Origin of the sequence: Streptomyces sp. NPDC049585 (assembly GCF_040675615.1) — a bacterium.
GTDB lineage: Bacteria > Actinomycetota > Actinomycetes > Streptomycetales > Streptomycetaceae > Streptomyces > Streptomyces luteosporeus.
On record NZ_JBFAPE010000011.1, the window covers coordinates 155419 to 167875 of the forward strand.

The following is a 12457-nucleotide window of genomic DNA, read 5'->3' on the forward strand; positions in this document are numbered from 1 at the left end:
GCTGTGCCGGCGTGGTGCGTGCCGGCCCGGCTCAGTCCTTCTTGGACTTGCTGATCTCCCAGAACCGGAAGACGGTCGAGGCGTCGAGGGTCCACTGCAGGCCGGAGACGTTCTCGTTGGCCACCGCGTACTGCTTGCCCTGCCACAGCGGGAGGACCGGCAGGTCCTGGGCGACGGTCGTCTGCAGCTTGGCGAAGTCGCCGACGGTGGCGGCGCGGCTGCCCTGGGCGGCGGTGGCCGGCAGGATCGCCGAGATGTCCTTCGACTGGTAGTTGTTGGCGAGGACGTTGTCGTCGCCGAAGAACGGGGCGGTGAAGTTGTCGGGGTCCGGGAAGTCGGGCACCCAGCCCTTGACGTAGACGGCGTACTTGCCGGCCGCGATGTCCTTCTCGTACTGGTCGATGGGGGCGGTCTGGACGTCCGCCTCGAACAGGCCGCTCGCGTTGAGCTGCTTGGCTATCTCCTGGAACTCCGCGACGGTGGCCGGGCCGTAACGGACAGGGGTGGCCCACAGGGTGAGCTTGACCTTGCCGCTGATGCCCGCCGAGTGCAGGGCGTCGGCGGCCTTCGCGGGCTGCGGCCGGTCGCCGTAGATGTCGAAGAACGGCGTCTTGTGGCCGGTGATGCCGCTGGGGACCACCGAGTACAGCGGCTCGGCGGTGCGCTTGTAGACGTCGCGCACCAGGGCGCTGCGGTCGATGAGGTAGGCGATGGCCTTGCGCACGCCGGCCTTGCCGACGACCGGGTCCTTGAGGTTGAAGACCAGGTGCTGGACCTCGGCACTGTTGCCCTCGACGACCGTCAGGGCGCCCTTGGCGCCGGAGGTGGTCTCCAGGTCGGCGAGGTCCTTCATGGCGAGGCCTCGGTAGGCGAGGTCGACGTCGCCCTTCTGCACGGCGGACTTCAAGGAGCCCTGGTCGCCGTGGAAGAACTTGAGGGTCATGCCCTTGTTCTGCACGGTGGCCGGGCCCTTGTAGGAGCCGTTGACCTTGAAGACGGCCTTCGACTTGTCGAAGGAGGCCAGCGTGTAGACGCCGGAGCCCACCGCCTTGCCGTCGGTGCGCAGCTTGTCGGCCGGGTACTCGGTGTGGTCGACGATCGAGCCGGCACCGGAGGCGATCTTCTGGGGGAAGGTGGCGTCCGAGCGCTTGAGCTTGAAGACGACGGTCGACTTGTCCGGCGTCTGGATGTCCCCGATGGAGGAGAGCATCGGACCCGCCGGACCGTCCTTGTCGTTGATCTTCAGCGTGCGGCGGAAGGAGAAGGCGACGTCCTCGGAGGTGAGGGGGTGGCCGTTGCTGAACTTCAGCCCGTCCTGGAGGGTGCACTGGTAGACGGTGCTGCCCTCGTCCTTGAACTTGCACTGCTTGGCGGCGTCCGGCTGGGGCGTGGTGCTGCCCTTGGGGAAGCTCATCAGCGACTGGAAGACGTTGTTGAACAGCAGCCAGGATCCCGGGTCGTAACCGGAGGCCGGGTCGGTGGCGAGCACCTCGTCCGACATCCCCATGACCACCGACTCCCCGGTGCCGGCCGCCTTGCCGTCCTCCGATCCGCACCCGCTGAGCAGGGCGGCGGCGAGCCCCGCGGTGAGCGGGGCGGCGAGCCACTGGTCACGTTTCCTCACGTGCACGTTCCTCACAGTTCTTTGTTCGCTGAAGAGACGGTCTTGAACGGTGTTGAGCTGTAAAGCGTGTGGAGCTGGTGGTGCGGTGGTGCTGGTGATGCTGGGTGCGTGTCGGGTGATACGCGGGGGTTACGGGGTCAGGAACCGCTGCCGAGCTCCCACGGCTGCAGCTCGGAGGCGGCGTTGAGTGCCCACTCCGCCCCGGTGACCTTCTCCCCCACCGCCACGTACTGCTTGCCCTGCCACAGCGGCAGCACCGGGACGTCGTCGGCGACGATGTCCTGCACCTGCTGGAAGATGCGGGCGGCGGCGTCGCGCTGCGAGGACAGCCGCGACTGGGGGATCAGGTCGTTGATGATCTTCGGGTTCTTGTAGCTGGACCCGAGGAAGTTGTTCTTGCCGACGAAGGGGTCGACGTAGTTGTCGGGGTCCGGGAAGTCGGGGAACCAGCCCATGCCGTAGACGGCGTACTTGCCCTTGGCGGCCTCCGGCCGGAAGTCGGCCCACTTCACGCCCTGCAGCTTGGCGTCGAACAGGCCGCTGCCGTTCAGCTGCTTCTGCAGCGTCTTGAACGACTTCTCCGTCGTCTCGCCGTAGTGGTCGGTGGTGTAGGTGAGCGTCAGCGGCACGGGGGTGGTGATGTTCGCGCTCTGCAGGATGGCGCGCGCCTTGGCCGCGCTGGGCTCGCCGTACTTGTTGGAGAACGAGTTCTGGTGACCCGTGAGGCCCACGGGCACCACGGAGTACAGCGGCTCGCTGGTGCGGTGGTAGTCGTCACGGGTCAGCGCCTGGCGGTCGACCAGCTGGGCGACGGCCTGGCGCACGGCCTTGTTCTTGACCGAGGAGTCGTCGGTGTTGAACGCCAGGTAGCTGATCTCCTGGCCGGGCGACTCCAGCAGGCGGATGCTCTTGTCGTTGCCGGCGCGCAGGCGGCTGATCTGCTCGGGCAGCAGGGCCCGGTTCATCATGTCGATCTCACCGGACTTCAGCGCCTTCTCCATGGCCTTGGAGTCGTCGTAGAAGCGCAGCTCGACCTTGTCGTTCTGCAGCTTCAGCGGGCCCTTGTAGTCCGGGTTCTTCGTCAGGGTGGCCTTGACGACGCGGTCGTCCTTGACGTCGGTCTTCAGGCTGTACGGGCCGGAGCCGACGGTCTTGAAGCCGTTGTCGAGCTTGTCCTTGGCGTACGACTCGCTGTCGACGATGGCGGCGGCCGGGGTGGCTATCTTCTGCGGGAAGGTGGCGTCCGGCGACTTGAGGTGGAAGACGACCTCGCGCTCGCTGGGGGTCTCCACCTTGTCGATGTTGCTCAGCAGGGAGACGGGGCCGTTCTCGAAGTTGATGGCCCGGGCGCGGTCGATGGAGAACTTGACGTCCTCGGCGGTGAGCGCGTGGCCGTTGGTGAACTTCAGTCCCTCGCGCAGGGTGCAGCGGAACTGCTCGCTGTTGCGGTCGCCGAAGGCGCACTTCTCGGCGGCGTCGGCGACGGGCGCGGTGCCCGAGCGCGGCAGCCGCAGCAGCGTCTGGAAGGTGCTGTGGAGCACGTTCCAGGCGCCGATGTCGTACGCGGCGGCGGGGTCGAAGGGCGCGGGCGCGTCCGTGGTCTCCTCGAACCGGTCGGTCGTTCCGATGACGATGGCGTTGTCCTTGCCGGCCCCCGTCCCGCCACAGGCGACGAGTACGGGTGCCAGCAGGCCTGCCACGGTCGGCAGGACCAGCGTCTTGCGGTTCATTGTCGGGGTTCTCCCTGTGGTGCGTTCGGTGCCCGGACCCTACCGATTGCGGAGTGTCGGTCAAACGGGCAGCCGTGAAGTTCTCGCGAAGAGATTAGTGCGCATGGCCACTGCATCCGGAACACGGTGAAGTTGATGCAATATCACGCACTGATAACACCCGAGGGATGTCCGATATCCGGACGGCGGAACGATTCCGGCACTGGATGATCAATTGGGACAGAAGGGCCCGCCGGAAGCCCCGTGACACCCCGCACGGACCCACGCAAGCCGCCGCGCCGCCCCCACGGGCGGTGACGAACGTCACGCCGCGGGGACCTTCACCGGCCGCGGGAATTCAGCCAGCACATTCGTCACGGAAAACACTCGTTCAAACGCCCAGAGTTTCTCCGCGGTGCTCGATGATCAAGCCCGCAAGTGATCACGCCACTGTGGATCAACCGGCGGTGATCAGACCCCGGAGAAAAGAGAGATCCACTTCCTCGAGCGAACCGACGACGGTGCGCCCGGCCGCCGGCGGGATCGGTGCCACCGAGGGCACCGCCACCACCCGGCAGCCCGCCGCCTCCGCCGCGGTGACACCGGTCATCGTGTCCTCGATGACCGCGCACCGCGCCGGGTCCGCCCCGAGCCGGGCGGCGGCCAGGAGGTAGGGATCGGGGTGCGGCTTGGTGCGGGTCATCTCGTCGCCCGCCACCGTCAGCGTGAAGTGCTCGGGGCCCAGGGTCGCCAGCACGCGGTCGATGATGTGCCGGTGGGAGGCCGAGACCAGGGCCGTGGGCACCTCATGGGCGGCCAGCTCGGCCAGCAGCCGGCGGGCGCCCGGCATCAGCGGCACGCCCCGCCCGATCATCTGGGAGAAACGGGTGTTCAGCAGCGCGCTGAGCTCGGCCAGGGCGATCCGGGCGCCCGTCGCCTTGATCAGGAAGGCGGCGCTGCGGGCCATCGGCCCGCCGACGACCACTTCCCGCCACTCCTCCAGCAGCTGATGCCCCAGCTCCTCGAAGACGGCGACCTCCACCTCCCACCAGAAGCCCTCGGTGTCGACCAGCGTGCCGTCCATGTCGAGCAGGACGGCCTGCAGGGCGGGCGTCGTCGAGCGAGCGTCCACTGCGGGAATGCTGCTGGTCATCCGCACACCTCCTGAGGGGCCAGAAGGCCGGCCCCCCACCCGCATCGGGTGACGAACCGGCCTTCACCGGGCAGACAAGTGTACGGCGGCCCCCCTCGGCGTGTCCCGTCGATATCTGCACACGACCGGGACCACCTGCGACGCTCTGCGCGGCCGCGGGGCGGGCCCGTGCGGTCAGTCCTCGCCCCGGCCCTCGCCCCTGCCCTTGCCGCGCCCCTCCGGGCCCTCCTCGGGCCCCGCGGACTCGCCCTCGTCGTCCTTGGCCGGCGGCCGCGAGGGCCGCGTACGGCCACTGGCGGTGTCCCGCAGGTACGAGGAGTCCTTGCCGCCCTCGCCCAGCCCCGGCTCGGCGGCCAGCCCGCCCGGCGTCCCGGGCTGGCCCGGCTGCCCCGGCTGACCGTCCCGGCGGCGCAGGTACCGCTCGAACTCGCGGGCGATGGCCTCGCCGGACGCCTCGGGCAGGTCCGCGGTGTCACGGGCCTCCTCCAGCGACTGGACGTACTCGGCGACCTCGCTGTCCTCCGCCGCCAGCTGGTCCACGCCGCGCTGCCAGGCGCGCGCGTCCTCGGGCAGCTCGCCCTGCGGGATGCGCAGGTCGATCAGGTCCTCCAGGCGGTTGAGCAGGGCCAGGGTCGCCTTCGGGTTCGGCGGCTGGGAGACGTAGTGTGGCACCGCGGCCCACAGGCTCACCGCCGGGACCCCGGCGTGCGTGCACGCCTCCTGGAGAATGCCGACGATGCCGGTCGGGCCCTCGTAGCGGGACTCCTCCAGATCCATGGTGCGGGCCAGGTCCGGGTCGGAGGTCACACCGCTGACCGGCACCGGCCGGGTGTGCGGGGTGTCCCCCAGCAGCGAACCGAGGATCACCACCATCTCCACGCCCAGCTCGTGGGCGAAACCCAGGATCTCGTTGCAGAACGACCGCCAGCGCATGCTGGGTTCGATACCGCGCACCAGGACGAGGTCGCGCGGGCTGCCGCCGCCGGCGTCCTGGGCGCGCACCACGGACAGCCGGGTGGTCGGCCAGGTGATCCTGCGGACTCCGCCGTCCAGCCAGACGGTCGGCCGGTTGACCTGGAAGTCGTAGTAGTCCTCCGCGTCGAGCGCGGCGAAGACCTCGCCCTTCCACTCCCGGTCGAGGTGTGCCACCGCGCCGGAGGCGGCGTCACCGGCGTCGTTCCAGCCCTCGAAGGCACAGATCATGACCGGGTCGATCAGCTCGGGAACCCCCTCAAGCTCGATCACCCAGCGCCTCCTTCCGACCGGGGCGGGCGGCCCGTTGCCGCGCCACTTCCGGTTGCCGTTCGTGCCAATTGCCGTCGTCTTGCGTGTGCCCCAAGCCTACGACTTCGGCGACCCCCCTTCGCAGCCCCCAAGGGGGAGGCACTTTCAGCCACGCATGCCCCATCCGGCCCGGTAGGCGCGCCAGTCCGCCTCGGTGGCCGCGAAGTCCACGTACAGCGCGAGGCCGAAGGTGCGGCGGTGGCGGTCCTCGCGGGTCAAGCCCAGCCGGGTGCCGCGCACGGCGGCCGCCGCGGTCTCCGCGCGACTTTGATGGCCCCAGTTGTCGGTGTGGTAGAAGGGCACGCCCATCAGCAGGTCGGTGCCCGCGGGCGTGACCTGCAGGGCGAGCCGGGTCTGCTGGGCCACGTAGCCACCGTAGAGGTTCTCCCACGGCAGCCCCGTGTCGTACGACATGACGGCGATCTGGTCCACGCGCCGGGCCACCCGGCCGAAGTAGGACTGCGTCCACCACTTGGGGCTGCCCAGCGCCCCGGAGGCCGTGTGCATCGAGGGCAGCGGGTCGATCTGCTGGGCCGCCACCGACAGCACTCCGCCCTCGGCCCGTACGGCCGGGTGCAGGGCGTCCAGCAGGGCGAGGTAGTCGCGGTCCCCGGTGCGCACCGGTTCGACGTCCAGGTGCACGCCCTCGAAGCCGGCACGCATCACCTGCCGGGCGCTGGCGACGACCTTCCCGCGGGCGGTGGGCGAGCCCAGCCACAGGCCGCCGCCCTGGCCGCGGCCGGTCAGCTTGTCGCCCAGCCAGGCCTGCACCCGCACCCCGGGCAGCTCGCGGTGCACGGCGGCCAGCAGCCAGCCGGCGCCCCGGTAGGCGGAGGCCGGCAGGCTGCCGTCGTGCTCCAGGGGGCCTGCGTGCACGTACAGGTCGTGGATGCCGGTGCCGGCGATCCTCTGCTTGAGCGCGGCGAGGTCCGCGTCGCACTTGCGGCCGTCCACCCAGGCGTGGCCGAGCCAGAGCGCGTCCCTGCCCCGGGTGACGGCGTCCTGCGCAGGCGAACCGGCGTACGAGGCCCGCAGCGCGCTGCCGGCCGTGACGACCGGCACCAGCACCAGCAGCGCCACGGCGACCGCCAGGCGCAGCGCGATCCGTTTGAGCAGTGCCCTGCGGCCGGTGTTCGACCGTTTCATCGCGTCCCCCTCATTCTTTTCGAGGGACGTGTTCGAGCGCGGGACGGTTGCGTGGTGCGGGCATGCGGAAGGGGAGGGACGCTCGGGGTGTCCCTCCCCTTCACTGCCTCGTCAGGGCACCGGCCGCCGGGGCGTCAGTGCGTCCGGGGCGTCAGTGCTTGTCGCCGAGGATGTCCTTGACGCGGGTGCGGACGTCCTCCGTGTCCAGGCCGCGGATCGTCAGGGTGGTGCGGCGGCGCAGCACGTCGTCGACCGTCTCGGCCCACTCGTGGTCGCGGGCGTAGACGACCTGGGCCCAGATCTCCGGGCCGTCGGGGTGGATCCGCTCGCCGAGCTCGGGGTTCTCGTTGACCATGCGGGCGATGTCGAAGGACAGCGAGCCGTAGTGGGTGGCGAGGTGACGGGCGGTCAGCGGGTCCATGCGGCTGCCCGGCTCGCGGTCGACGAGCAGGCGGTGGGCGACCGCGTTGGGGTTGGCCACGCCCGGCAGCGGGGTGCGGCGCACCAGGCTGGAGACGGGCTCCATGTCCTCGGTGAGCGGGCTGCCCGGCACCTGGGCGAGCTTCTTCATTACGGTGCGGCCGATGTGGCGGTAGGTGGTCCACTTGCCGCCGGCGACCGACAGCATGCCGCCCTTGCCCTCGCTGACGACCGTCTCGCGCTTGGCCTGGGCGACGTCGCCGGGGCCGCCGGGCAGCACGCGCAGGCCGGCGAAGGCGTACGTCATCAGGTCGCGGTCGAGGTCGGCGTCCTGGATGGAGAACGCGGCCTCGTCGAGGATCTGCTGGATGTCCTCCTCGGTGGCGCGCACGTCCGCCGGGTCACCCTCGTACTGGGTGTCGGTGGTGCCCAGCAGGAGCTGGTCCTCCCACGGCAGGGCGAAGGTGATGCGGTACTTGTCGATCGGGGTGGCCATGGCGGCCTTCCAGGGCGACTTGCGCTTCATCACGATGTGCGCGCCCTTGGAGAGGCGGATCGACGGCGCGGCGCCCTTGTCTTCCAGCTTGCGCAGGTGGTCCACCCACGGGCCGGTGGCGTTGAGGACGACGCGCGCGTCGATGCCGAACTCGGTGCCGTCGATGCGGTCCTTGATCTCGGCGCCGGTGACCTTGCCGTGGGTGAAGCGCAGACCGGTGACCTCGGCGTGGTTGAGGACGACCGCGCCGGACTCGACGGCGGCGCGCACGGTCATGACGGCCACGCGCGAGTCGTTCATCTGGTGGTCGTAGTAGACCGCCACGGCCTTGAGGTTGTCCGTGCGCAGACCGGGGTTGTCGGCCTTGGCGCGGGCCGGGGAGATGACCTTGCCGACGCCGTCGCCGAAGGCGGACAGCGCCGAGTAGGCGAACACACCGGCGCCGAGCTTGGCCGCGCCCACCGGGCCGCCCTTGTAGACGGGCAGGTAGAAGGTGAGCGGGTTGACCAGGTGCGGGGCCACGTCCTTGGCCAGCACCCGGCGCTCGTGGTGGTTCTCCGCGACCAGCTTGACCGCGCCGGTCTGCAGGTAGCGCAGACCGCCGTGGACGAGCTTGGAGGACGCGGAGGAGGTGGCGCCGGCGAAGTCGCCGGCGTCCACCATGGCGACCCGCAGCCCGGACTGCGCGGCGTGCCAGGCGACCGAGGTGCCCAGGATGCCGCCGCCGATGACCAGGAGGTCGTACGTAGCGTTGGACAGTCTCTCCCGGGTCTCGGCTCGACCCGGGTTGACGCCGGCGGCCGGGTGCGTACCCAGGGTGGGGACGCTCTGCGGGGTAGTCATGAGTTGCTCCTCGTCAGCTCTCGTCGTCGATCCAGCCCATGGTCCGCTCGACGGCCTTGAGCCAGTTCTTGTACTCGCGGTCACGCGTGGCCGCGTCCATGCGGGGGGTCCACTCGGCGGCCCTGCGCCAGTTGGCGCGCAGGGCGTCGGTGTCCGGCCAGAAGCCGACGGCCAGGCCGGCGGCGTAGGCGGCGCCGAGGCAGGTCGTCTCGGCGACCATCGGGCGCACCACGGGTGCGTCCAGGAAGTCCGAGAGGGTCTGCATCAGCAAGTTGTTGGAGGTCATGCCGCCGTCGACCTTCAGGGCGGTCAGCTCGACGCCGGAGTCCTTGGTCATGGCGTCGGTGATCTCGCGGGTCTGCCAGGCGGTGGCCTCGAGCACGGCGCGGGCGATGTGCGCCTTGGTGACGTAGCGGGTCAGGCCCGCGATGACACCGCGCGCGTCGGAGCGCCAGTAGGGGGCGAACAGGCCGGAGAAGGCCGGCACGAAGTACGCGCCGCCGTTGTCCTCGACGGAGCTGGCGAGCGTCTCGATCTCGGCCGCGCTCTTGATCAGGCCCATCTGGTCGCGCATCCACTGCACCAGGGAGCCGGTGACGGCGATGGAGCCCTCGAGGGCGTAGACCGGCTTCTGGTCGCCGATGCGGTAGCCGACGGTGGTCAGCAGGCCGTTGTAGGACTGGACGGGCTCGTCGCCGGTGTTCATGAGCATGAACGTGCCGGTGCCGTAGGTGGACTTGGCCTCGCCCTTGTCGTAGCAGGTCTGGCCGAAGAGGGCCGCCTGCTGGTCGCCGAGCGCGGAGGCGACGGGCACGCCGGCCAGGGCGCCGCCCTTGGCGGTGCCGTAGACCTCGGCGGAGGAGCGGATCTCCGGCAGCACGGCGGCCGGGATCTCCATGGAGGACAGGATGCGCTCGTCCCAGGCCAGGGTGCGCAGGTTCATCAGCATGGTGCGCGAGGCGTTGGTGACGTCGGTGACGTGGACACCGCCGTCGACGCCGCCGGTCAGGTTCCAGATGACCCAGGAGTCCATGGTGCCGAAGAGGATGTCGCCGGCCTCGGCCTTCTCGCGCAGGCCCTCGACGTTGTCCAGCAGCCAGCGGACCTTGGGGCCGGAGAAGTAGGAGGCCAGCGGCAGGCCCGTCTCGCGGCGGAAGCGGTCCTGGCCGACGTTGCGGCCGAGCTCCTTGCACAGGGAGTCGGTGCGGGTGTCCTGCCAGACGATGGCGTTGTACACCGGCCGGCCGGTGTTCTTGTCCCACATCAGCGTGGTCTCACGCTGGTTGGTGATGCCGATCGCCTTGACGTCGGCGGCGGTGATGCCCGCCTTCTCGACGGCGCCGGCGACGACCTCCTGGACGTTGGTCCAGATCTCCATCGCGTCGTGCTCGACCCAGCCCGGCTTGGGGAAGATCTGCTCGTGCTCCTTCTGGTCGACGGAGACGATGCGCCCGTCGCGGTCGAAGACGATGCAGCGCGAGGAGGTGGTGCCCTGGTCGATGGCCGCGATGAACGGGCCCTGGCCGTGGGTGTCGGTCATGGGGTGGCTCTCCTGAAGTCGTGGTGGTCTCGGCGGGCGGGGGTCAGAACGCGATCTTGTGAATGCCTGCAGCGAGGGCGGCGCCGATGATCGGGCCGACCACGGGGACCCACGCATAGCCCCAGTCCGAACCGCCCTTGTTGGGCAGCGGGAGCAGTGCGTGCACGATGCGCGGACCGAGGTCGCGGGCGGGGTTGATGGCGTATCCGGTGGGGCCGCCGAGGGAGAGGCCGATGCCGACGACGACGAAGGCGACCATGAGGGTGCCCGTGCCGCTGGTGGCGAGGCCCTTCGTCAGGCCCATGGTGAGGATGAAGAGCACCAGCGCCGCGGTGGCGATGATCTCGGTGACCAGGTTCTGGACCGCGTTGCGGACCTCGGGGCCGGTGGAGAAGATGCCCAGCACCGGGCCGGCCTGCGGCTCGGCCGTCTGGTCGACCATGCCCTCGTGCGGGTTGAGGCTCGCGACGATCTCCGGGTCGGTCAGGTGGGCCTTGAACTGGCCGTAGTAGGCGAGCCACACCAGCGTCGCGCCGATCATCGCGCCCAGCAGCTGGGAGCCGATGTAGAGCGGTACGTCGCTCCAGTCGACCGCGCCGTCGAGGGCGAGGCCGATGGTGACGGCCGGGTTCAGGTGCGCGCCGGACTTGGTGCCGATGTAGGCACCGGCGAGCACCGCGAAGCCCCAGCCGAACGTGATGGCCAGCCAGCCCGCGTTCTGCGCCTTCGAACGCTTCAGGGTGACGGCGGCGCATACGCCGCCGCCGAGCAGGATCAGTACGGCGGTACCGATGGTCTCGCCGGTGAAGATGTCGGAGCTGGACACCCGCGACTCCTTTGTCCTTCGTCCAGGGGGAAGGCGAACCCCGGGTCCCTCCGGTGGTCCGCGCCCTCCGAGAGGGCGGTGATCGGTCCCGCGGCACTGCACACCATAGCGAATATTGTCGGTAGGTGTTCGACAATGCCGACCGATGCACGGCAGTTTTCTGGACGGTTAAGGGCACGTCAAGGCTTGTGTGACCGGAAACTCTCGGCCAACTGGCCGGAAATCTACGTTCGGATACCGACGGGTAACGAGCTGGTCTCGACACCCGCCGGTACCCCTTCCCCGAAGCCGGCCCCCTCTACCGCGCGCGGGCCCGGAAGCACCCCGGACGGCGCCCGCGAGAGCGCCGGGAAGCGCGGGATCGGCAGCGGGATCCCGAAGCGGGATCTAGCGGGATCTAGAAGCGCCCGGCGCCCAGGTCGCGAGAGACCGCGCGGGCGCAGTCGCGCACCGCGGCCACCAGGCGCGCCCGCAGCTCGCCGTCCTCGCACACCCGCTCGACGGCACCCGTGATGCCGACCGCGCCGACCGGCATCCGCCGCCGGTCGTGGATGGGGGCGGCGATGGAGGCCAGCCCCGCCCAGGTCTCCTCCACGTCCGCCGCCCAGCCGCGGGCGCGCGTGAGGTCCAGTACGGACTCCAGCTCCGGCAGCGCCGTGACCGTCCGCGGGGTGAAGGCCTCGCGCTCGGCGTCGGCCACCTCGGCGTGGGCCACGGGGTCGTAGGCGCACAGCACCTTACCCAGGGCCGTGCTGTGCAGCGGCTGCATCGCACCGACCTCCAGCACCTGGCGGCTATCGTCGGGCCGGAAGACGTGGTGGACGATCAGGACGCCCTGCTGGTGCAGCACGCCCAGGTACACGCTCTCGCCGCTGGAGCGGGCCAGGTCGTCCGCCCAGACCAGGGCGCGGGCGCGCAGCTCGTGGACGTCCAGGTAGCTGTTGCCCAGGCGCAGCAGCTCGGCGCCCAGCTGGTAGCGGCCGGAGGCCGGATCCTGCTCGACGAAGCCCTCCTGCTGCAGTGTGCGCAGGATGCCGTGCGCGGTACCCTTCGCCAGGCCCAGGGCCGAGGCGACGTCGGACAGCCCGAGCCGCCGCTCACCGCCGGCGAGCAGCCGCAGCATCGCCGCCGCCCGCTCCAGCGACTGGATGGTCCGTGCCATCGAGCAACCTCCCTCACCTGCCGACCGGCACTTTCCCCGTTCGGCATTGCTGAACACTATCGGCCGTTGCCGACCAGGGGATACCCGACAGCAGGGCTTCACCATGATCACCGAGGTGGGGCACCGGCCCGAAACCGGCCACCCGCCCGCTCCCCGCCCCCGGGGGCTTCCGTCCCGGATGGCGGCGATATGCCCCGCCCGCGGGTCGTCCCGGACGCCCGTCCGAACCGTGGGACGCCCCTGTCCCCGGGCCG

Annotated in this window: 9 protein-coding genes; all 9 read right to left on the minus strand. The window is 70.3% G+C overall.

What is annotated here, in order from left to right; all coding sequences use genetic code 11:
• Positions 1 to 31: 31 nt before the first annotated feature.
• Positions 32 to 1624, minus strand: a complete 1593-nt coding sequence (locus AB0K17_RS15160) for an ABC transporter substrate-binding protein (RefSeq protein ID WP_365983172.1) — start codon at positions 1622 to 1624, stop codon at positions 32 to 34.
• Positions 1625 to 1761: 137 nt separating this feature from the next.
• Complete coding sequence (locus AB0K17_RS15165; protein WP_365966384.1) at positions 1762 to 3354, minus strand: ABC transporter substrate-binding protein; 1593 nt, start codon at positions 3352 to 3354, stop codon at positions 1762 to 1764.
• A gap of 436 nt (positions 3355 to 3790) precedes the next feature.
• A complete protein-coding gene (locus AB0K17_RS15170) occupies positions 3791 to 4486 on the minus strand; it encodes an HAD family phosphatase (protein ID WP_365983173.1) in 696 nt (231 codons plus the stop codon).
• A 174-nt stretch (positions 4487 to 4660) separates the two neighbouring features.
• The gene (locus AB0K17_RS15175) at positions 4661 to 5731 is read right to left on the minus strand and encodes a PAC2 family protein (protein ID WP_365966382.1); all 1071 of its coding nucleotides are present in this window, start codon (positions 5729 to 5731) and stop codon (positions 4661 to 4663) included.
• Positions 5732 to 5875: 144 nt separating this feature from the next.
• On the minus strand, positions 5876 to 6916 hold the full coding sequence (locus AB0K17_RS15180; protein WP_365966381.1) for a glycosyl hydrolase family 18 protein: 1041 nt from the start codon (positions 6914 to 6916) through the stop codon (positions 5876 to 5878).
• Positions 6917 to 7067: 151 nt separating this feature from the next.
• Positions 7068 to 8675: a glycerol-3-phosphate dehydrogenase/oxidase gene (locus AB0K17_RS15185; RefSeq protein ID WP_365966380.1), complete on the minus strand. Its 1608-nt coding sequence runs from the start codon at positions 8673 to 8675 to the stop codon at positions 7068 to 7070.
• A gap of 13 nt (positions 8676 to 8688) precedes the next feature.
• Complete coding sequence (glpK, locus tag AB0K17_RS15190) at positions 8689 to 10215, minus strand: glycerol kinase GlpK (protein ID WP_365966379.1); 1527 nt, start codon at positions 10213 to 10215, stop codon at positions 8689 to 8691.
• Positions 10216 to 10258: 43 nt separating this feature from the next.
• A complete protein-coding gene (locus tag AB0K17_RS15195; RefSeq protein WP_365966378.1) occupies positions 10259 to 11041 on the minus strand; it encodes an MIP/aquaporin family protein in 783 nt (260 codons plus the stop codon).
• A 397-nt stretch (positions 11042 to 11438) separates the two neighbouring features.
• The gene (locus tag AB0K17_RS15200; RefSeq protein WP_344434273.1) at positions 11439 to 12203 is read right to left on the minus strand and encodes an IclR family transcriptional regulator; all 765 of its coding nucleotides are present in this window, start codon (positions 12201 to 12203) and stop codon (positions 11439 to 11441) included.
• Between the last annotated feature and the right edge of the window lie 254 nt (positions 12204 to 12457).

Bases quoted from the DNA above. Each gene is read 5' to 3' on its own strand.
- AB0K17_RS15170 (WP_365983173.1), bottom strand. From the start codon at position 4,486: ATGACCAGCAGCATTCCCGCAGTGGACGCTCGCTCGACGACGCCCGCC.
- AB0K17_RS15165 (WP_365966384.1), bottom strand. From the start codon at position 3,354: ATGAACCGCAAGACGCTGGTCCTGCCGACCGTGGCAGGCCTGCTGGCA.
- glpK (WP_365966379.1), bottom strand. From the start codon at position 10,215: ATGACCGACACCCACGGCCAGGGCCCGTTCATCGCGGCCATCGACCAG.
- AB0K17_RS15185 (WP_365966380.1), bottom strand. From the start codon at position 8,675: ATGACTACCCCGCAGAGCGTCCCCACCCTGGGTACGCACCCGGCCGCC.
- AB0K17_RS15180 (WP_365966381.1), bottom strand. From the start codon at position 6,916: ATGAAACGGTCGAACACCGGCCGCAGGGCACTGCTCAAACGGATCGCG.
- AB0K17_RS15200 (WP_344434273.1), bottom strand. From the start codon at position 12,203: ATGGCACGGACCATCCAGTCGCTGGAGCGGGCGGCGGCGATGCTGCGG.